23 protein-coding genes are annotated in these 19,486 nt (G+C 44.8%); 11 read left to right on the forward strand and 12 right to left on the reverse strand.

What is annotated here, in order from left to right:
• Nucleotides 1-144: 144 nt before the first annotated feature.
• Nucleotides 145-1,326: an acyl-CoA dehydrogenase gene (locus FNC98_RS14310; RefSeq protein ID WP_144034981.1), complete on the forward strand. Its 1,182-nt coding sequence runs from the start codon at nucleotides 145-147 to the stop codon at nucleotides 1,324-1,326.
• A 48-nt stretch (nucleotides 1,327-1,374) separates the two neighbouring features.
• Here the strand turns inward: FNC98_RS14310 and FNC98_RS14315 are convergent, their stop codons facing one another.
• Complete coding sequence (locus FNC98_RS14315; RefSeq protein WP_144034982.1) at nucleotides 1,375-2,052, reverse strand: hypothetical protein; 678 nt, start codon at nucleotides 2,050-2,052, stop codon at nucleotides 1,375-1,377.
• 193 nt (nucleotides 2,053-2,245) lie between these two features.
• On the opposite strand from FNC98_RS14315, the gene FNC98_RS14320 reads away from it, so the two are divergent.
• From FNC98_RS14320 to hutH, 4 genes are all read left to right on the forward strand, one after another.
• A complete protein-coding gene (locus FNC98_RS14320; protein ID WP_144034983.1) occupies nucleotides 2,246-2,452 on the forward strand; it encodes a hypothetical protein in 207 nt (68 codons plus the stop codon).
• 170 nt (nucleotides 2,453-2,622) lie between these two features.
• Nucleotides 2,623-3,327, forward strand: a complete 705-nt coding sequence (hutC, locus tag FNC98_RS14325) for a histidine utilization repressor (protein ID WP_144034984.1) — start codon at nucleotides 2,623-2,625, stop codon at nucleotides 3,325-3,327.
• A gap of 15 nt (nucleotides 3,328-3,342) precedes the next feature.
• On the forward strand, nucleotides 3,343-5,022 hold the full coding sequence (gene hutU / locus FNC98_RS14330) for a urocanate hydratase (protein ID WP_144034985.1): 1,680 nt from the start codon (nucleotides 3,343-3,345) through the stop codon (nucleotides 5,020-5,022).
• A gap of 12 nt (nucleotides 5,023-5,034) precedes the next feature.
• Nucleotides 5,035-6,567: a histidine ammonia-lyase gene (gene hutH / locus FNC98_RS14335; protein ID WP_144034986.1), complete on the forward strand. Its 1,533-nt coding sequence runs from the start codon at nucleotides 5,035-5,037 to the stop codon at nucleotides 6,565-6,567.
• 238 nt (nucleotides 6,568-6,805) lie between these two features.
• Here hutH and FNC98_RS14340 read toward each other — a convergent pair whose 3' ends face one another.
• Entirely contained in the window at nucleotides 6,806-7,306 is a 501-nt protein-coding gene (locus FNC98_RS14340; protein ID WP_144034987.1) for a GNAT family N-acetyltransferase, read from the reverse strand.
• Nucleotides 7,307-7,557: 251 nt separating this feature from the next.
• Here FNC98_RS14340 and FNC98_RS14345 point away from each other — a divergent pair, with 251 nt between their 5' ends.
• Nucleotides 7,558-8,055, forward strand: a complete 498-nt coding sequence (locus FNC98_RS14345) for a hypothetical protein (protein ID WP_144034988.1) — start codon at nucleotides 7,558-7,560, stop codon at nucleotides 8,053-8,055.
• 10 nt (nucleotides 8,056-8,065) lie between these two features.
• Entirely contained in the window at nucleotides 8,066-8,560 is a 495-nt protein-coding gene (locus FNC98_RS14350) for a gamma-glutamylcyclotransferase family protein (protein WP_144034989.1), read from the forward strand.
• A gap of 27 nt (nucleotides 8,561-8,587) precedes the next feature.
• On the opposite strand, the gene FNC98_RS14355 is transcribed toward FNC98_RS14350, so the two are convergent.
• Nucleotides 8,588-9,385: a CPBP family intramembrane glutamic endopeptidase gene (locus tag FNC98_RS14355; protein WP_185967989.1), complete on the reverse strand. Its 798-nt coding sequence runs from the start codon at nucleotides 9,383-9,385 to the stop codon at nucleotides 8,588-8,590.
• 275 nt (nucleotides 9,386-9,660) lie between these two features.
• Between FNC98_RS14355 and FNC98_RS14360 the strand changes: the two genes are divergently transcribed.
• Genes FNC98_RS14360 through FNC98_RS14370 form a run of 3 tightly spaced genes read left to right on the forward strand, consistent with a single transcriptional unit; the run spans nucleotide 9,661 to nucleotide 12,011 of the window.
• A complete protein-coding gene (locus tag FNC98_RS14360) occupies nucleotides 9,661-10,110 on the forward strand; it encodes an NfeD family protein (RefSeq protein WP_144034991.1) in 450 nt (149 codons plus the stop codon).
• A gap of 45 nt (nucleotides 10,111-10,155) precedes the next feature.
• Nucleotides 10,156-11,064, forward strand: coding sequence for an SPFH domain-containing protein (locus tag FNC98_RS14365; RefSeq protein WP_409574586.1), 909 nt, complete (start codon nucleotides 10,156-10,158; stop codon nucleotides 11,062-11,064).
• Nucleotides 11,064-12,011 carry an SPFH domain-containing protein gene (locus FNC98_RS14370; RefSeq protein ID WP_185967990.1) on the forward strand — a complete coding sequence of 316 codons (948 nt, stop codon included), beginning with the start codon at nucleotides 11,064-11,066 and terminating at the stop codon, nucleotides 12,009-12,011. Before FNC98_RS14365 ends, FNC98_RS14370 begins: the two co-directional genes overlap by 1 nt.
• An 83-nt stretch (nucleotides 12,012-12,094) precedes the next feature.
• Here FNC98_RS14370 and FNC98_RS14375 read toward each other — a convergent pair whose 3' ends face one another.
• Genes FNC98_RS14375 through FNC98_RS14410 form a run of 8 tightly spaced genes read right to left on the reverse strand, consistent with a single transcriptional unit; the run spans nucleotide 12,095 to nucleotide 18,081 of the window.
• A complete protein-coding gene (locus FNC98_RS14375; RefSeq protein ID WP_144034992.1) occupies nucleotides 12,095-12,592 on the reverse strand; it encodes a YcxB family protein in 498 nt (165 codons plus the stop codon).
• 15 nt (nucleotides 12,593-12,607) lie between these two features.
• Nucleotides 12,608-13,747 (reverse strand): PQQ-dependent sugar dehydrogenase, encoded by a 1,140-nt coding sequence (locus FNC98_RS14380; RefSeq protein ID WP_144034993.1) that lies wholly within the window; start codon nucleotides 13,745-13,747, stop codon nucleotides 12,608-12,610.
• A 5-nt stretch (nucleotides 13,748-13,752) separates the two neighbouring features.
• The gene (locus FNC98_RS14385; RefSeq protein ID WP_144034994.1) at nucleotides 13,753-13,986 is read right to left on the reverse strand and encodes a hypothetical protein; all 234 of its coding nucleotides are present in this window, start codon (nucleotides 13,984-13,986) and stop codon (nucleotides 13,753-13,755) included.
• Nucleotides 13,987-13,996: 10 nt separating this feature from the next.
• Nucleotides 13,997-14,854, reverse strand: a complete 858-nt coding sequence (locus tag FNC98_RS14390; RefSeq protein WP_185967991.1) for an NAD(P)-binding domain-containing protein — start codon at nucleotides 14,852-14,854, stop codon at nucleotides 13,997-13,999.
• On the reverse strand, nucleotides 14,844-15,764 hold the full coding sequence (locus FNC98_RS14395) for a bifunctional GNAT family N-acetyltransferase/hotdog fold thioesterase (RefSeq protein WP_144034996.1): 921 nt from the start codon (nucleotides 15,762-15,764) through the stop codon (nucleotides 14,844-14,846). The genes FNC98_RS14390 and FNC98_RS14395 overlap by 11 nt, the downstream gene beginning before the upstream one ends.
• 9 nt (nucleotides 15,765-15,773) lie before the next feature.
• On the reverse strand, nucleotides 15,774-16,211 hold the full coding sequence (dtd, locus tag FNC98_RS14400; RefSeq protein WP_144034997.1) for a D-aminoacyl-tRNA deacylase: 438 nt from the start codon (nucleotides 16,209-16,211) through the stop codon (nucleotides 15,774-15,776).
• Nucleotides 16,212-16,213: 2 nt separating this feature from the next.
• Nucleotides 16,214-17,185, reverse strand: coding sequence for a prolyl aminopeptidase (pip, locus tag FNC98_RS14405; RefSeq protein WP_144034998.1), 972 nt, complete (start codon nucleotides 17,183-17,185; stop codon nucleotides 16,214-16,216).
• A gap of 26 nt (nucleotides 17,186-17,211) precedes the next feature.
• Nucleotides 17,212-18,081 (reverse strand): virulence factor BrkB family protein, encoded by an 870-nt coding sequence (locus FNC98_RS14410; RefSeq protein WP_144034999.1) that lies wholly within the window; start codon nucleotides 18,079-18,081, stop codon nucleotides 17,212-17,214.
• Between the two features lie 123 nt (nucleotides 18,082-18,204).
• Here FNC98_RS14410 and FNC98_RS14415 point away from each other — a divergent pair, with 123 nt between their 5' ends.
• Nucleotides 18,205-18,432 carry a hypothetical protein gene (locus FNC98_RS14415; RefSeq protein WP_144035000.1) on the forward strand — a complete coding sequence of 76 codons (228 nt, stop codon included), beginning with the start codon at nucleotides 18,205-18,207 and terminating at the stop codon, nucleotides 18,430-18,432.
• Between the two features lie 85 nt (nucleotides 18,433-18,517).
• On the opposite strand, the gene FNC98_RS14420 is transcribed toward FNC98_RS14415, so the two are convergent.
• The gene (locus FNC98_RS14420) at nucleotides 18,518-19,150 is read right to left on the reverse strand and encodes a urate hydroxylase PuuD (RefSeq protein ID WP_260680367.1); all 633 of its coding nucleotides are present in this window, start codon (nucleotides 19,148-19,150) and stop codon (nucleotides 18,518-18,520) included.
• Between the last annotated feature and the right edge of the window lie 336 nt (nucleotides 19,151-19,486).

The following is a 19,486-nucleotide window of genomic DNA, read 5'->3' on the forward strand; positions in this document are numbered from 1 at the left end:
TTGCCCTATTCGGAAATTTTCACTATTCATATCATGTAAAAGGCGAGGTTTACCAGCAATTTTCTGTAAGTTATATATTCAAGATGCAAACAAATAAATTTCATCACATAATGAAATGAACATCTTTTAATAGGGCACTAAGACATGGCTAACAATAAATCGAATTGGCAAGATATCCTGCTTTTAGACAGGCAATTGCATGACGAAGAGCGGATGATCCGCGATATGGCTCGGGATTTTTGTCAGGAGCAATTACAACCTGGTATTTTAATGGCCAATCGTGAAGAGCATTTCGATGCCAATATTATGCGTCAATTCGGTGAACTGGGTTTACTCGGCGCCACCATTGATGGCTATGGTTGTCCGGGTGTTTCCTATGTTTCGTATGGTTTGGTTGCCCGTGAAGTGGAACGGGTCGATTCCGGTTACCGCAGTGCGATGAGTGTGCAGTCATCTTTGGTTATGCACCCAATTTATACCTGGGGTAGTGAAGCTCAAAAAGAGAAATACCTACCTAAACTTGCCACGGGTGAATGGATTGGCTGTTTCGGCCTGACCGAACCCGATGCTGGTTCCGATCCTGCAGGCATGAAAACCCGGGCGAAAAAAGTACCCGGTGGCTATCAGCTAACCGGCAGCAAAATGTGGATAACTAACTCACCGATTGCCGATGTATTCGTTGTCTGGGCGAAAAGTGAAGCCGATGATAATCAGATTTGCGGTTTCGTTCTGGAAAAAGGCATGCAAGGTCTGTCGGCACCGAAAATTGAAGGAAAGATGAGCTTGAAAGCCTCGATTACCGGTGAGATTGTTATGGATAATGTGTTTGTTCCAGAAGAAAACATGTTCCCGGAAGTTCGCGGATTACGCGGTCCATTTAGCTGTTTGAATATGGCTCGTTATGGGATTTCCTGGGGCGCTATGGGCGCTGCTGAAGACTGTTGGCATCGCGCACGTCAGTATGGTTTGGATCGTCATCAGTTTAATAAGCCTTTAGCTCAGACTCAGCTATTCCAGAAAAAACTCGCAGACATGCAAACAGAGATAACCTTAGGCTTGCAGGCATCGCTTCGGGTTGGGCGTTTGATTGATGAGAAGGATTTTGATCCAACGATGATATCAATGGTAAAACGCAACAACTGCGGCAAAGCGCTCGAGATTGCCCGCATGTCTCGGGACATGCATGGCGGTAATGGTATTGCCGATGAATTTCACGTGATTCGTCATATGATCAACCTGGAAACCGTCAATACCTATGAAGGTACTCACGATATCCATGCGCTGATTTTAGGTCGGGCACAAACTGGCTTACAGGCGTTTTTCTAAACGCCTGATTCTTTTCGAAACGGCTAAATTATTATTAAAAACATAGCATTATCCGTTTCTGGCAGTTTTAGGGCTTACACTTTTCAGGCCCCATATCGGTAATTTGACCAGCCAATATAGAGTAAGCAATATAACCAGAATAACCGGCACCCCGAGATATTGAATGTGTCGAAATGCTTCTGGGAACACCTGCGACTGACCAAGAAACAGCGACGCCGTGGCGATAAACATGGCAATTCCCATTCGCCAGACATGTCGCATCAACCTGCCCTTACCCAGCTTGGCTTTTTTCACGATAAAGCGAATATCGAACAAACTCGCCGCCAAAGCGACAAAAGCGAAGACCAAAGCTACTTGAGCAGGCTGGCCGTCAATCTTGCCTGTTTCGCTCGCCATCCCGGTCAATCCAATTTCAATACCGATAACGCCAGCACTGAACCCTAATAGAGTTGCCAGATAATCCGGCCACATATTAAGCGTTTTAAAGCGGCGAACCGCCAAGAGTGCGGTAAGTACCAGATAGAAAGTGACGCTGCCTGCCAAGGTATTTAAACGTTCTTGATTCATCGCGGCGAGGATTGCGCCAGTAGCTGCCATGACCAACATAGTAATAACAAAAACTAGTCCGCTTTTGCGGTGCAGTGGGCCACCTTTACTGGCTGAAAAAGCGATGATGCCCGATATCAAAGCCAGGGTTCCGGTAAAAATGTGTAGGACTGTCAGCATAGTTTTGCTTCTTATTTTTTGTTTCTCATCAATCTAACATAAACTCTCACAAAAGATTGCAGGGAGCGGCCAAGTGCCAGGTATTCTGTGTAAGAAAATATGTTTCAGACCATTGTCTTCACTACACAAAGCAACAGTTTCAGCCGTTGAAGTCGGTTAAAACTCAATCAACTCATCACGATTCGATTCTAGGGTGTGTACCATACAATATATTGAAGATTGCATTGCCAGAAGTTTGAAGAAGCTCGAGAGGTCCGGCGATGCAGGCTTTGTGCCACCGAAAGTTGTTCTGCTTAAACAAATCAAAACCCTTGAGAATCAATATCAATCAGAGCCTTCAGCTACGCTGCTTAAAGAAATCGAAGCGCTAAAATTGAAATACCAAACATCTGGTCGTTAACGCTAATTGCACACAACTTGTATATACAACAAAGATCGTCTATGATCCTCCCCATTAAGATGTATATACAAGTTAGCGGCGTGGGAAATTTCCTCCATGCTATATAATTCAATGAACCCTGAGCATTTTGATTTTCAAGGTTCAATAAAGCCGGGCAGTTAGCAGACAAGATGAGCACTCCAAAATTTACCCAAATTAAAGATCATATCCGTGGGCAGATTGAATCTGGTGAGTTACCGGAGCTTGCAAAAGTCGCCTCGGAAAATGAATTGGCAGAGCAGTTTCAGGTTTCACGAATGACTGCACGTCGGGCTTTACAGGAACTAACCGAAGAAGGTGTATTAAGTCGTTCTAAAGGTGCCGGCACCTTTGTTTCCAGTTTTAAATCTCAGTCTTCAGTGCTAGAGATTCGCAGTATTAAAGATGAAATCAATGAAAATGGCGGCGACTATTCTGCCAAATTGCTGCAACTCGATGCTATCGAAGCCAGTGAGGAGATTGGCCAAAATTTGCAAATCTCCGTAGGCAGCAAAGTGTTTCAATCGGTTATTTTGCACTGCAATAACGGCTTACCAGTGCAACTGGAGCAGCGCTATGTCAATGCCAGCTTATTACCAGAATATGCTGAGCAGGATTTCCAGTTTATTACCCCTCATGAATATTTATCCCGGGTGGCACCGCTAACGGAAGCCAGCCAGGAAATATCTGCGGTTGTTGCCAAAGGCGAGGTTTGTGAGTACCTGCAAACCCAAGAACACACCGCTTGTTTACAAATAAAACGCCGCACCTGGTCTCGAACCGGTGTCGTTTCTTTCGCAATTTTAACCTCGCCGGGTGATCGTTATCGCCTGGGCGGGCATTCTGTTTTCAATTAAGTAGTAGGAGAGATCATGTCTTTAGACCCTCGTCTCGACAAATCACGCGTTATTCGCGCCGACCGTGGTAGCGAAATCACCGCGAAAAGCTGGCTGACGGAAGCGGCCAAGCGTATGTTAATGAACAACCTCGACCCCGAAGTAGCCGAGCATCCACAATCTTTGGTTGTTTACGGTGGTATCGGCCGTGCGGCCCGTAACTGGGAATGTTACGACAAGATCATTGAAGTATTGAATCGTCTTGAAGATGATGAATCTCTGCTTATTCAATCGGGTAAGCCGGTTGGTGTGTTCAAAACTCATAAAGATGCGCCTCGCGTATTAATCGCTAATTCTAACCTGGTTCCTACCTGGGGTAACTGGGAACACTTCAATGAGTTAGATAAAAAAGGTCTGATGATGTACGGCCAGATGACCGCTGGTTCTTGGATCTATATCGGATCCCAAGGTATCGTTCAGGGTACCTACGAAACGTTTGCGGCAATGGCAAACCAGCACTTTGATGGCAACGCCAAGGGTAAGTGGGTACTTACTGGCGGCCTTGGTGGAATGGGTGGGGCTCAGCCACTTGCTGCAACGATGGCAGGTTTCTGTGCTTTGGTTGTTGAATGTGATGAAACCCGTATCGATTTTCGTTTGAAAACCCGTTATGTCGATAAGAAAGCGACTAGCCTGGACGAAGCGTTAAGCATGATTGACGAAGCGATTGCTGATGGCAAAGCGATTTCAGTTGGCCTATTAGGTAATGCTGCAGACGTATTCCCAGAGTTAGTAAAACGTGGCATCACCCCGGATGTGGTAACTGACCAAACTTCAGCTCACGATCCTTTGAATGGTTACCTGCCGCAAGGCTGGACCATGGAACATGCTGCTGAAATGCGCCTGAAAGATGAAGCGGCGGTAGTCAAAGCTGCGAAGCAATCGATGGCGGTTCAGGTTCAGGCAATGCTAGATTTGCAAGCAATGGGCGCCGCTACTACCGATTACGGTAATAACATCCGTCAGATGGCATTAGAAGAAGGCGTTAGCAATGCCTTTGATTTCCCGGGTTTCGTTCCTGCTTATATTCGCCCACTTTTCTGTGAAGGTATTGGTCCATTCCGTTGGGTAGCATTATCTGGCGATCCGGAAGATATTTACAAAACCGACGCCAAAGTTAAAGAGCTCATTCCTGATAATCCACACCTGCACAACTGGCTCGATATGGCCAAAGAGCGCATCGCGTTCCAGGGTCTTCCGGCTCGTATTTGCTGGGTTGGTCTAAAAGATCGTGCTCGTCTTGCCCGTGCATTCAATGAAATGGTGAAAAACGGTGAGCTAAAAGCTCCAATCGTTATCGGTCGTGACCACTTAGATTCAGGCTCAGTTGCATCGCCTAACCGCGAAACCGAAAGCATGCTTGATGGTTCAGATGCGGTTTCTGACTGGCCACTATTAAACGCCCTGTTGTCTACTTCTGGTGGCGCGACCTGGGTTAGCTTACACCACGGTGGTGGTGTTGGTATGGGTTTTAGCCAACATGCTGGTGTTGTTATCGTCGCCGATGGTACCGATGAAGCAGAAGCGCGTTTATCCCGTGTCCTTTGGAATGACCCGGCAACTGGTGTTATGCGCCATGCGGATGCTGGTTACGATATCGCCATTAACTGTGCAAAAGAGCAGGGTCTTGACCTGCCAATGATCACCAACAAATAAGGGAGCGAGGACATGTCTGAATTAAATATCGTTTCCGGACAATTATCACTTGCCGATTTGCGTCGAGTTAGCCGTGAAGCGGTGAAAATTAAGCTTGATGCAAGCTGCTTTGATGCAATCAACAAGAGTGCCGAAGCCGTTCAAAAAGTTATCCGTGAAGACAAAGTGGTTTATGGGATTAACACCGGTTTTGGTTTGTTAGCCAACACCCGCATCAAGACCGAAGAGTTGGAATTGCTTCAGCGCTCTATCGTGTTGAGCCATGCGGCTGGTTTTGGCGAGCCAATGGACGAAGCTACCGTTCGCTTGATGATGGTATTGAAAATCAATTCCCTATCACGTGGCTTTTCTGGTATTCGATTATCGGTTATTGAAGCCTTGATTAGCCTAATCAATGCTGAGGTTTACCCCTATGTGCCTAAGCAAGGTAGTGTTGGCGCGTCAGGCGATTTAGCACCGTTATCGCATATGGTACTACCGTTACTTGGCGAAGGTGAAGTCATTCACAAAGGCCAGGTGATCAGCGCTGCTAAAGGCCTGAAAATTGCTGGTTTAACACCGGTTACTCTGGCGGCAAAAGAAGGTCTGGCGCTGCTTAATGGTACGCAGGCGTCAACCGCATTTGCTCTTGAAGGTTTATTCCTTGCGGAAGATTTATACGCTTCAAGCACTATGGTTGGTGCGATGAGTGTTGAAGCGGCGATGGGCTCGCGTGCGCCATTTGATCACCGCGTCCATGCAATACGCGGTCAGAAAGGTCAAATCGATGCGGCAGAGGCTTACCGCGCCATGTTAGGTGAAACCTCAGAAATTGCCCAATCGCATATTGATTGTGAAAAGGTACAAGACCCTTATTCGCTTCGCTGTCAGCCTCAGGTTATGGGCGCATGTTTGACGCAAATCCGCCAGGCCGCGCAAGTATTGTTGGTAGAAGCCAACGGTGTTACCGATAACCCTCTGGTATTCGCTGATGATGGCGATTTCATCTCAGGTGGTAACTTCCACGCAGAGCCTGTAGCGATGGCCGCGGATAATCTGGCGATTGCGATCAGTGAAATCGGCGCACTATCTGAGCGTCGTATGGCGCTTCTAATCGACGCCAGCTTAAGTAAGCTTCCAGCATTCTTGGTAGAAAATGGCGGTGTAAACTCCGGTTTTATGATTGCGCAGGTTACATCAGCGGCTCTTGCCTCTGAAAATAAAACCCTGGCGCATCCTGCTTCCGTTGATAGCATGCCAACCTCAGCGAACCAGGAAGATCACGTATCGATGGCAGCATTTGCAGGTCGTCGTCTGGCCGATATGGCAAATAACACCTTAGGTGTTATCGCCGTTGAGTTTTTAGCGGCGGCACAAGGCCTGGATTTCAGAAAGCCACTGAAAGCGTCTGATAATGTCGAGAAAGCCAAGGCAACGTTGCGAGAAAAAGTTGCCTACTACGATAAAGATCGCTACTTCGCACCTGATATCGAAGCGGCGAGTCAGTTATTGGCAAGCGCCTTTGCTCACGATTTAATGCCAACCAATACCCTGCCTAGCGTGTAAAGGTTGCATCAAGATTGAAGAAGCCCGGTTTTATGCCGGGCTTTTTTGTATGAGTGTAAGAAGAGCGACTACTACCCTCCTCCTTCAAACGAAATATTCTACTTGATCGAAATTAGGGACCCACACAAAATCACGAATTCAAAAATTGGAGAGCTTAGATAAAATTTGAGGTCAGGTTTGGGACACCCACATTCTTTGCCACAATAAAGTTGGGTGTCCTCAATTCAGATATTGATAATCAGCGGAGGATATTTGTCATTTGTACCGATTCCAGAGTCGTGCCATTTTGAGTGGTAAACACACTTCGACCAATTTCAGAAAAGCCATGTCGTTTGTAAAAATTGACAGCATTTAATGACGAATCTAAAGCCAAAACATCAAGGTTTTTATCTTTGGCTTGCTGCAGCAAAAAATGCATCATTTTTTCACCAACCTTTTGCCCCGAAAAATCAGGGTGCACAAACAACGCCATTAGTTTGCTGTTGGCGATGTCTAAAATTCCAAAGGCGATAATCTGTTTCTCACGTGCCAAAACATATTGCTGATAGCCGTTACTTTGATTTTCCATAAATCGTTCTGGCCTCGGACATCCAGCCCAACCTTCAAGCTGCTCTTCGGTATAAGCGTTGCGGCACAACCTTGTTGCAGATAGGCGAAAAAGCTCATCCATTTCTGGATAATCATCGGGTTTTGCTTCGCGGATCATTACCTTCAACTCTTTGGTTCCTATTGCAGACATAATGACCTATTTTAAGGACACCCACAAATCTGCATCATTCATCTCGTGAGGAATATTAATCAAGGCCGGTTAAATCAATACATGGGTGTCCCGAATTGAAAATCTGTGGGTGTCCAAATTCATTTAATCTTGTGGCGTTATTTTAATCTTGTTAGGGTAACTATCGTTTATAAAGAGATCGAAAAAGAGTTGTTAACTTGGGCAGAGGAAATGGCCGGGTTTCCGATCCAAGAATAGATGTAAGGAACATAATGAAAGACGACAATGTATACCACGCGCCTGAAAGTGATCTAAATTCCACTCCACAGAGCTTATCTCTTGAACAATACCGCAAAAACCTAATTCCTAAGTGGATTAAAGTCTTTGGCTGGCTCTTTATTGTCATGGGCGTCTTGGTGCCATTGGTCGGTATTTTTGCTTTGGTTACCCAGCGAGTAGGGTCTTTTTCTCTTTATGGACTAGAAGCGGTAGGAGCTATTTATTCATCATTAGCTCTGGTAGTTCTTGCTTTGTATGTCGCCCATAGTATTTGTGCCTATGGCCTGTTATTTGGAAAATCCTGGGGAATTAATGCCTGTATCCCATTAGCTTACCTAAGTATTGCTATCTGTATTTTTACTATGTTTACCGGCTCGGAAACCTTGATTCGATTGGAGCTTGCGGCCCTTATTCCTTACGTGATGAAATTACAAAAACTCAAAATTCAATGGCAGGGTACTGAACAAGTTTCTGCAGCCGTTTCGACATAGGCGAAGTTATATGTATTACTTCGCATACGGCTCAAATATGTCCATCGCCCGTTTAAGTGCCAGAGTACCAAGTGCCAAAGTCATCGGTACCTGCACTCTTGCACAACATGATTTGCGCTTTCATAAAGCCAGTCATGATGGTTCGGGGAAATGTGATGCCCATTATACCGGTGAGGACGACGATAAAATTTATGGTGTTCTGTTTGATATAAACCCAGCTGAAAAACCGGATTTAGACTGGGTTGAAGGGGTTGGCAAAGGTTACGACATTAAAGAGGTCGTGATCACCGACAGTTCGGGACAGAAACAATCCGCATTCACCTATGTGGCAACGGATATTGATGCAACTATGCTCCCATACTTTTGGTATCGAAATCATGTGTTAGTTGGCGCTAGAGAGGCCAATCTGCCAGCCTCTTATGTCGACAGGAAAATTTCCAATACTAATGCGATAGATGATCCAGATTTAGAGCGAAATGCCCGAGAATTCGCCATTCATGATTAACCATCGAGCATCCCTATCAGATCAAAATTATACAACTTCAAACATATACAAAGTGACCATGGAAACCGTGTTGTTGAACATATGAATAAAGGTAGGTACGTATAGATTCCCGGTTTTCATTCTTGAATAACCCAGCAACAATGCCAGAGAAAACACCATGGTCAGTTCAATGGCATTGTATTGCCCATGAATAAGAGTGAATACTAAAGACGTAATCAGCAATGTCCCCCACTTACCTATCGGGGTATTTTCAAGTCTGCCAAACATAAAACCGCGAAATACAATTTCTTCAAAAATCGGCGCAACAATACATATTGCGAAAAACAATAACCAAATATTGTCGGTTGTCTCTTTCAGGCCAACCATAAACTGCGGCGTTTCAATCTCTATCGTTGCATTTATCACCCACCAAATTCCGATAAATACCGCGGTAACTATTCCCCAAGTTAATAGCTGTGAAGCCCCTGTTGAAGAACGCAGTCCTATCAAGGCTAATTTATCGGTCACCGGAGTCAGATTTATCGCCCAATAAACCACAGGGAGAGTCACTATCGCCACACCAATGCCTAGCATGGCGGTAACATCACCATCGACAATCCAGGTTTCAATATCAGGTATTTCTAAAAACGCACCCGCGTAAATACCCACAAACAGCGATAAAATAAGCGAAGGCACGTAAAAAACCAGCATCCAGCCAAAGGTGGTAAACACATATTTGCCTTTTGTCAGGAGTTGAGTATTGGCAGAATCCTCAGGTTCTTGATGTGTGAATGTTTGCTTTTCCATCAATGGCTCGTCCGCATTCGTTGTAAATTCTTCATTCATTGTTTTCATCCTTGAAATAAAAAGTCCTCAACCAGTATAAACAAAGTTACCAGTAAATGGTTAGTCCCTGTTTTATCGAGCATTTAATTAGGGAACGTGGTCGATATATGCCAATATTTATACCCCATTCGGGAATCACGCACTGACATAATATGTCGCATTTTAAATTTATCCCTGCTATAGTGGTTAACATTCTGGTTACAAGGGATGGCTAAATTAAACCCGATTTATGCCGCAAACTACCGGAATGATTACGCATAAGGAGGTAAGCATTGATGGAAAATAATGTCTTGGTCTGGGGTGGTCTTGGACTGTTAATGATGTTACTGGAAATTATCATTCCAGGTGGGGTTGTCATATTTCTTGGCATCTCTGCCGTTATTGTTGCTCTATCCCTGCAGTTTGGTTTAATCGACCATTGGGTTCATGCGTTTACCATGTGGTTCATCTTATCTTTATTACTGCTATTACTGTTTCGCAACGTCACTCAAAAAATGGTGGGTGGCGATACCCGCATCGACAACACGGATGAAGAATTGGATATGTTCGGTGCCGAAGTAGAAGTAGTGGAAACCATAGGTCCTGGCAATCGTAAAGGCCGGGTCATGTTTCAAGGCTCAAGCTGGACGGCTCTGGGCGACGGTAGCGAAATCAAACCAGGCGAAGCCGCCAAAGTTATCTGCCGGGAGAACATTTCCCTGGTCGTTGAGCGAGTGGAATCTTAATCGCTAATTCAAATTAATTAGTACAAGGAGTATCTAGTGTTAGCAATTTTTACTTTTACCCTGTTAGCGGTGCTGTTTATATTATTTAAACTCATCCTGATAGTAGAAATGCGCGAAGTCTGCGTTATCGAACGCCTCGGAAAGTTCCGCGCGGTGATGCAACCAGGCATCCATTTCCTAATTCCTTTTTTTGATCGTGTTGCCTATCGCCACGAAACCCGTGAACAGGTTTTAGACATCCCAGCGCAAAGCTGTATTTCTAAAGACAATATTCAAATTGATGTAGATGGATTGGTTTACATCAAAGTCATGGACGGCGCTAAAGCCAGTTACGGTATCGAAGATTATCGTCGCGCCAGCGTAAATCTGGCACAAACCACGATGCGCTCGGAAATCGGTAAACTTAATTTAAGCCAGACATTCAGCGAGCGTGACACCCTAAACGAGACCATTGTTCGTGAGATTGACAAAGCATCGGATCCGTGGGGCATTAAAGTATTACGTTATGAGGTTCGTAATATTACCCCGTCGTTAAACGTGATTCATACGCTTGAAAAACAAATGGAAGCAGAGCGTAAAAAGCGTGCGGAAATTACCCTGGCCAATGCGGAGAGAGATTCGGTTATTAACCTTTCTGAAGGACAGCGCCAGCACGCGATAAACTTATCGGAAGGTGACAAACAAAAGCAGATTAACGAAGCTGAAGGTCGGGCTCAGGAGATTGAAATCATTGCAGACGCTACAGCTAATGGTATGGGGTTAATTGCTCAGGCCGCTAAGCAACCTTGTGGTGACGAAGCGATCAAAATGCGACTTATGCAGGCCTTTATCCAACAAACTGGCGACATCATTAATGAAGCCGATGTTTCTATCATGCCAACAGAAATCGCCAAACTTGAGGGTTTCTTCAAAGGCATGGATAACGTCACGGCTAACGTGCAGGGAGGTAAATAATGGATATTCAAAATATTGCACCTATGGATGGTCTGGTAATGATTATCTGGGGCGTGTTGTTCCTCATTTTAATCATCAAGTTTTTTCAGTCAATTCGCCTGGTACCTACAAAATCCGCGTATATTGTTGAGCGTTTAGGTAAATATCATTGCACGCTGGAAGCCGGCTTTCACGCCCTGCTACCGTTTATTGACCGTGTTGCCTACATTCAGGATTTAAAAGAAGAAACCATCGATGTACCACCGCAGGAGTGCTTCTCTAAAGATGAGGTCAATGTTGAAGTCGACGGTGTTATCTATATCTCGGTTACCGATCCGGTTAAAGCCAGTTATGGGATTACCGATTATCGATTCGCCGCCATGCAGTTAGCACAAACCACCACTCGTTCGGTGATCGGCACGTTGGAGCTGGATCGCACCTTTGAGGAACGTGACCTTATCAGTGCAAAAGTGGTAGAAGTGTTAGATTCTGCCGGAGAAAGCTGGGGTATTAGAGTTCACCGTTATGAAATTAAGAATATTTCGCCACCGCAAACGGTAAAAAATGCCATGGAGATGCAGGTTAATGCTGAACGTGAGCGCCGGGCAATTTTGGCCAAAAGTGAAGGTGATAAGCAGAGTCTGATCAATCGTTCTGAAGGTATTATGCGCGAAACCATCAACGTTTCTGAAGGTGAAAAACAACGTCGCATCAATGCCGCCGAAGGTAAAGCCTCAGAAATTATGGCGCTTGCCCGAGCAACCAGTGAATCCATTACTAAGGTTGCCCAGGTAATTAACCAGGAAGGCGGCCAGCAGGCATTGGAAATGCAACTTAGTGAGCAATACCTTGCCCAGTTTAAGGGACTAAGTAAGGCGAACAACAAGGTTATCCTTCCAGCCAACCTGATGGATTATCAGCAATGGATGGATTCGATTGGCTTAAACAGCACAAAGCAAACAGGTTAATGTCTAATCGATAAATTTAACCAGACATTAAAAAAGCGCCTTTAAGGCGCTTTTTTCTTGCTCTATCAACAACATAGTCACGATTAGCTTAGCGGCAAATGTTGCAATAGAAATTGCCAGCTGTCATCCTCAAAATGCGATTTTGAGAAGTAATGACGCGCACCATCGTCCGTGGTTAGAACCAACCCAAGCGGTGTTTGCTGATGAGCTTTTATCTGCGACCATTGATAACTCAGCGTCTGCTTGCCACCTTGCCAGGAAATAGATTCCTGGCTCATGGTCATCTCGATTTGATGACCATAATTTCTCGATAACATCTGCCGTGTCACCCACCAACCTCGGGCATAAATCTGGCTTAAAATTTCAATCACCGCAAGGATAATAAAGAAAGCTCCCAGGTGTTTACTCATCCCTTCCACGTTAAGTTGAATAATTAACCCGGCAATCATCAATAAGATGAAAGCCTTCGCATACTTTTGCAGGAAAGATTGCTTTACCTCGATACGCGATTGCTCAAAACACTCGCCTAGGTATTTTTTATCCAATTCAAAGCTTACAGTGAATTCTTGTTTCTCAGACATCTATAGCTACTTCGCTTAATTCTCAGAAACAATTTTCTTAATGCCCTGACCGTCAATACCTAAGTAGATAAAGCCGTCAGGAGCCTGGTAAACATTACGAACCCGGCCAACGTCTTTAAAGATTTTTTCTTGCGAAACAACCTTATCGCCATCAACTGTCAGTAACACCAGGTAATTGAATTTCATTGAACCGGCAAGCATTTTGCCTTTCCACTCTGGGTATTTATCGGAGGTAACAAAGGTTAATCCGGAAGGCGCCAGAGACGGTGTCCAGTTGATTTTCGGCTGTTCCATGCCGTCTTTTTCGGTCAGATCCGTGAACGACGTTCCGCTGTAATTAACACCGTAACTGATAACCGGCCAGCCGTAGTTAAGACCTTTTTGAATCAGGTTAACTTCATCGCCACCTTTTGGCCCATGCTCGGTCGCCCAGATATTGCCAGTTGTCGGGTCCATTGCCATACCCTGAGGGTTACGGTGGCCATAGCTAAAAACCGCAGGTTTCGCGTCTTTGTCACCCACAAACGGGTTGTCATCAGGAATGCTGCCATCGGCTTTAATTCGGTAAATTTTACCGCTATCCAATGCCAGATTTTGCGGATTTTCATCGCGCATACCACGATCGCCGATTGAGAAAAACAAATCGCCATTTTGATCAAATACGATGCGGCTACCATAGTGCTGGCGTTTTTCACTTTCACCTTCAGCCTTGTAAAGTACCTGCTGTTCAACCAGCTGCATGCCATCTAACTTGGCACGCATTAGCGCCGTATTACTGCCCTCACCTTCTTCGGTGGAATAGGTGAAATATAACCAGCCATTGTTGGCATAATCAGGATCAACAACGATATCTAATAAACCGCCCTGGCCATAATCGTGAATATCCGGTAACCCTGAAATCGTCTGATCCAGTAATTTGCCATCACGAACAACTTTAATTTCACCTTCACGTTCGGTAACCAGCAAATCGCCATTAGGTAACTGCGTCATTCCCCAGGGAATATCAATACCTTCGGTTACCAATGTCGCCTTAAAGCCTGCCTGCAGTTTAGAATCTGCGATTTCTGGGCCAGAATCGGCATTAGCAATCGTTGATAGCATTGGCGATGCCAATAACGCCGCGGTGATAAGTGTTAAACCATATTTATTCAACATAAAACCTACTTAATGTTCTGTCTGATTCTTAATTGTAAACGATACGTTAGCCAGATAACCAGTGTTGAAACCAAAGCGATACTCAGATGCACCGCAAACGCCTTGAAGGTTAGATTCTGCTGCCACAATAATCGGGTACCATTGACCGTTAACAGCATCAGATCAATGAGACTGATGTGCAGCCAGAGAATTGCGGTTAGAAGTGGCCAGCGATATTTTTCTATCTGCAATATTTTCATTACGGCTCTTTCATTCCGGTAAATCTGTGCTGGTTTCCAGCCAGGTCATCAATTCAGGGTAATGAAAACGATGATTGTTTGCCTCGAGCACCTTAGGTATCACCTGTTTTCCTTCATCCTCTGCCTGCGGCGAAAACGCCGGCATCTCTCTACCTAACACCTGATGAGCTTTCTCATAAAACGTCTGGCGGGATGGATGATTCGGGCTGACACCGTTGATAACAGGCTGAGATTTTAACCCTGGCTTGTTAATCATTTCGCTAATAATCTCAATCACATCCTGCTGATGAATAAAGTTTATGACCGAATCTGGATTTGGGATCACCCTGCCTTCGCGAAAAAAGCGCCCGGGATGGCGATTCGGTCCGATCAGCCCGCCAAGACGAAGGACCTGTTTATCGTTAATTTGACTATTAAGAATTGCTTGTTCTGCTTTTGCCATGATCGCGACCTTCGGAGCTTGCAAGTTCAATTCGCTTTGTTCATCGACGCGGCCTGACAAGCCATTATAAACCGCGGTAGAGCTGCACATAATAATATGTTCGAGCTGGATTGATTGAGATTCAGCAGCGCTAACAAGCTGGGTGATGATTTGCGGATAATTGTCTTCACCATGGCGAATTCTCGGCGGTATGCAAATGATCATTACCTCACTGGCATAAACTGCTTCGGCAGAGAGTAATCCAGAGATATCACCGGCATCACTGGCTTTGAATTCAACCGCATTCAAGCCGGTATCTCTGAGTGATGATACTTTTTCCGGACTTGTTGCTGTCACCAACACCTGATGACCTAACGTCGTTAAATGTTCCGCCAGCGGCAAGCCGAGCCAACCTGCGCCTATGATGGTAACCGTTTTATTTGTCATGAGTCGCTTGCCTGATTGCAAATAGTCCTTCAAAGGTTGCACAGATTTGATCGCCATCAAATACTTCGACCGAAACATTAAATCGCGCCTTTCCGGTTTCATTCAATGATGATAAATCACCCTGATTGTTTTTAGTAAACGTACGGCCGATACCGTAGCCGTTAACCGGACGATGATAGCGAATATTGGCATCAGCCAATACAATGTCGCCATCAAGTTGTTGCTGCTGCAACTGCATATAAACCCAGCCCCAACCAGTCAGTGTTGCCAATGAATAGATGCTACCTGCGAACATGGTTTGATGCAGATTTACATTAGCGTTGCGATCGGCACTTACCACAAACTCATTGCCATCATAAAAGCACGGGGTGAATTTTAACGATTGAGTAATGGGTATGGTTGAATGCCACAAACCAGATAAGACTTGTAATGGCTTTTGATAATCAGTCTCATTTTTTAGTAATTTTTCCATAGCAAAGTGTTTCACTTCACCATACAAGGTATGGGCTTCGTCCAGTAACTGATAATCACAAGCCTGATAAAATTTTAATGCCACTTCTCTGGCATTGAGACTAATAGATTCTACCCCGTCATGCAGTGCTTGATGTTCCAGAGCCATTAACATGATTCGGCCAAGACCCTTACCCTGATAGCTTGGGTCCACTGCCATGTAGCGTATTTGCCCCTGGTTTTGCGAAGATTTATGGTATCGACCAACGGCAGCAGGATTGCCATCGCTATCGATCATCATTCGATGCACACTTTGCTTTTCCAAATCATCAGTTTCCGAACCCTTGGGCTGTTGCCAAGGCTCCCTAAGCAAGCGATAACGTAAATCGTGATATTGATTAAATTCAGCTGGAGTTTTCGGTTGAATCAGGCGAAACCCTGCCGGTAATTCTATAGACATCCTGCCCCCTTACATTTCTAACATAAAGGTTACTGGGCCATCGTTGAGTAATGACACCTTCATATCAGCGGCAAACTGACCTTTGGCAACACCAACCCCATTTGCTGCAATTTCATCAGCAAGCTGCAGGTAAAGCGTTTCACCCAATGCGGGGTCGGCACTGCGGCTAAAACTTGGGCGCAATCCTTTGTTGGTATCTGCCGCCAGGGTAAATTGAGATACGACTAAAACCTCACCACCCGCTTGAGCAACATTAAGGTTCATCTTACCGTTTTCATCGCTAAACATGCGATATTTACTGATTTTATCAGCCATGCGCTTAACCATTTGCGGGGTATCTTGATGTTCGATGGCAATAAAAACGAGAATTCCTGAGCCAATTTCGCCAACCGTTTGCCCGTCAACAACAACGTTGGCATGACTGACACGCTGCAATAATGCTTTCATATTTACTTATCAGTGGATTGTTCTTTTAAAAATGCAGCCATCTTATCAGAAGCCTGACAGAAGGCATTAATTATTCCTGTTTCAAAGCCGCTATGCCCGGCATCGGGGATTATATTTAAGGTCGCATTTTGCCAACGTTGCTTTAATTGATAGGCCTTTTGCAGCTGGCACACCATGTCGTAACGACCATGAATAATAATGGCGGGAATATGACTGATGTTATCTAAATGATTGAGAATGTAATCGGCTTCTAAAAAGCAATGATTGATAAAGTAGTGGTTCTCGATATTAGCCATGGCTACGGCGCTATGCACCTGCTCAGGGGTTTCAATGGCATGATGATTAGGATGTAGGGTTGAGATGCGATCTTCCCACAGGGTCCAGGCTTTCGCGGCCTGAAACCGCGCAAGTTCATTGTCGCTTTGCAATAACTGCTCATAGGCCTTAACCGGCTCCTGATGAATATGCGGCTGCAAGGGGGCCAGAAAATCCTGATAATAATCAGGGTAAATAGCTGCAGCTCCATGGTGAGAATAAAGCCATTGAACCTCTGCTGGTGTTCCTAAAAAAATACCTCTTAAAATAAAGCCCAATACCTGCTCGGCATGTTTGATTCCATAAACCATTGCCAAGGTTGTTCCCCAGGAACCACCAGCAACGATCCACTGTTTTACCGCCAGGGCCTGGCGAATCTCTTCGATATCGTCAACCAAATCCCAGGTGGTATTGTCGGCAATGGAAGCATGGGGGGTAGAACGACCACAACCTCGCTGGTCGAAAATAATGATTCGATACTTTTGTGGATCAAAATAGCGGCGATGATCTTCACTGCTGCCAGCTCCTGGACCACCATGTAAATACAGCACGGGTATACCGCGACGATTACCACTTTGTTCAACGTAGACTTGATGCTCTCCAACATCAAGTACCTGCTGATCATAGGGCGATAATTTAGGAAATAGTGGCCGAGGCATAATTATTGATTAGTCCGAAGCGCCGATTAATCATTTATTTTAGTCGGTTCATTTTGCTGCGATGAGAATTCTTGCAAACATACTGTGAATTCCGCACCAATAAACACGATCAACCAAGACAAATATACCCAGACAAACAGGATTGGTATCGCCGCCATCGCCCCATAAATTGCTTCATAGGAGGGGAGGTGAGTAACATACAGAGCAAACCCTTTCTTACCCAATTCAAACAACAAGGCAGCAACAAGCCCTCCCCAAAAGGCATGCTTTAAACGCACATTAAGATTTGGTACGACCAAATAAAGCCCCATAAAACCCGCCAGAGATGCAAGGTAAGGGATCAGTCGCAACAGGATGCTGCTAAAGCCTCCAAAATCCACACCCGATGAGTTAACCAGAGCGACAACGTATGAAGTTGCCGTAATACTGATACCAATAAGTAAAGGTCCCAGGGTTAGTATCATCCAATACAAAGCGAACGATATTACTGGTCGTCGCGGACGCTGAACACGCCAGATTCGATTTAATGACGCATCAATATTGGAAATTAGCAGTAATGCCAATGCAAATAACACGGTTACAGAAATCGCCGACATTTTCGAGGCATTGTCGACAAAACCATCAATGTGTTCTCGCACCACCTCAGATGCAGTAGGCATGAAGTGGTTAAACGTAAACTCTTCAATTTTCTCATAAATTTCAGAAAACAATGGGAATGCAGAAAAAATTGAAAACATTACCATGACCAGTGGTACCAGAGACATCAAAGTAACATAAGAAAGGTAACCAGAATTTATCTTTATCTGATCTTCCTTGGCCCGCTGATAAAAGTGTACGGCAAATTGCTTGACGGTGTGCCAGTGAGCGACTAGCGATTCCTGATTAATGTTGAGCATAGTTATCCTGACTATTTGGAACAGGGACAAGTATAATTGAAAAAATCCCAACTATACTTCTGATTATTAACAAATTTAGACTAATCTACAATATTGAGTATCAGTAGCCAAAGGAGAATAAAAATGTCGCAACAAGGTTCAGGTGGGAATGTTCTGGCAGCAATTTGTAGCTTTTTCATTCCCGGTCTGGGGCAACTGGTTCAGGGACGCATATTGCCCGCTATCATATTTTTTATTGCGACCGCCGGTTTGTATGCGACAGTGGTCGCCTGGTTTATTGGCGCCATAGTCCATATTTGGGCCATTGTAGATGCGGCTCGTTACCGCGGAGAACCTCAGCAAGTTGAATAGATTTATCTTTGCAACATAAAAAAGGCTAGCACAATGGCTAGCCTCGCTATCTCTAAATTTTTGTCAACGGTGAGGGTAACGTATTTTACAGAGCGTAAAATATGCCGAGAAACACAGCCGTTAGGATAATACTGGAGACAATAACCCCCTTCACTGTCGTCATTGGCCCTTGCTTACCGGCAAGAGCATTGATTTCAAGCAAGACTGCGATCGCCAGCGAAACCCAAAGTGCCATCGACCCAACTCCCATACCATATCCTGCATAATGAGGGCCGGCCAACATAAAAAACGCCATGGGACCTGAAAACAAGGTGTTGGTTCGGGAAGCCAGTAACGCTTTACCGGCAGCGGTTGGGGCATCCCCTTCAACCATACCTAAAGCGATTTTCTGATTCGGCCAGATTACTAACCATACGTTTAAGAACATTAACGTACCTAAGGTTGCACCAAGCACGATATAATCATTCATTACATTTAGCTTGTGCACGCCAACGAGCAACAATAGTCCGGTGATAAAAGTGAACATAGCGCCCCAACGGAACCACCACAAGGCTTCAGGCGCTAAGTGTTTTTTAGCATCCGCTAATGCTTCCGGAGTCGCCTTCTTGAAATAGCCACCCTGAATAAAATTAAAATAATACAGTAAACCAATCCAGGTAATACCGAAAAGTACATGGCTCCAGCGGAACAGCATGTTGATCATGTCCATAGCCGACATAAATCCCCCTATGTTGTTATTATTATTCGCAAAGTTATTAACGGCTTTGCGGGTGAAAGAATCGCTTCCAACATACCCTCTTCGACCGGATTAAGCAAATTCGACCACGACTAAGACGCTAAGGTTATGCTCGAAATGGCATAAAATCAGTAATTTGCAGGATTTTTGTGCGATAAAGCTAGTAATAACGGGATTTTTCAGTAAACTATTCCCGATTTTTTTACAGGGCTGTGGAATATCGGTTGGTTAACACCGACAACTGATCAAAGTCAGCTCTTGCGGCGTATGCTTAGCTTTGCCCATATGGACATAGTGGCATACCCTTTCTTTTATCTG

The sequence above is a fragment of the Thalassotalea sp. PS06 genome (assembly GCF_007197775.1).
Lineage (GTDB): Bacteria > Pseudomonadota > Gammaproteobacteria > Enterobacterales > Alteromonadaceae > Thalassotalea_A.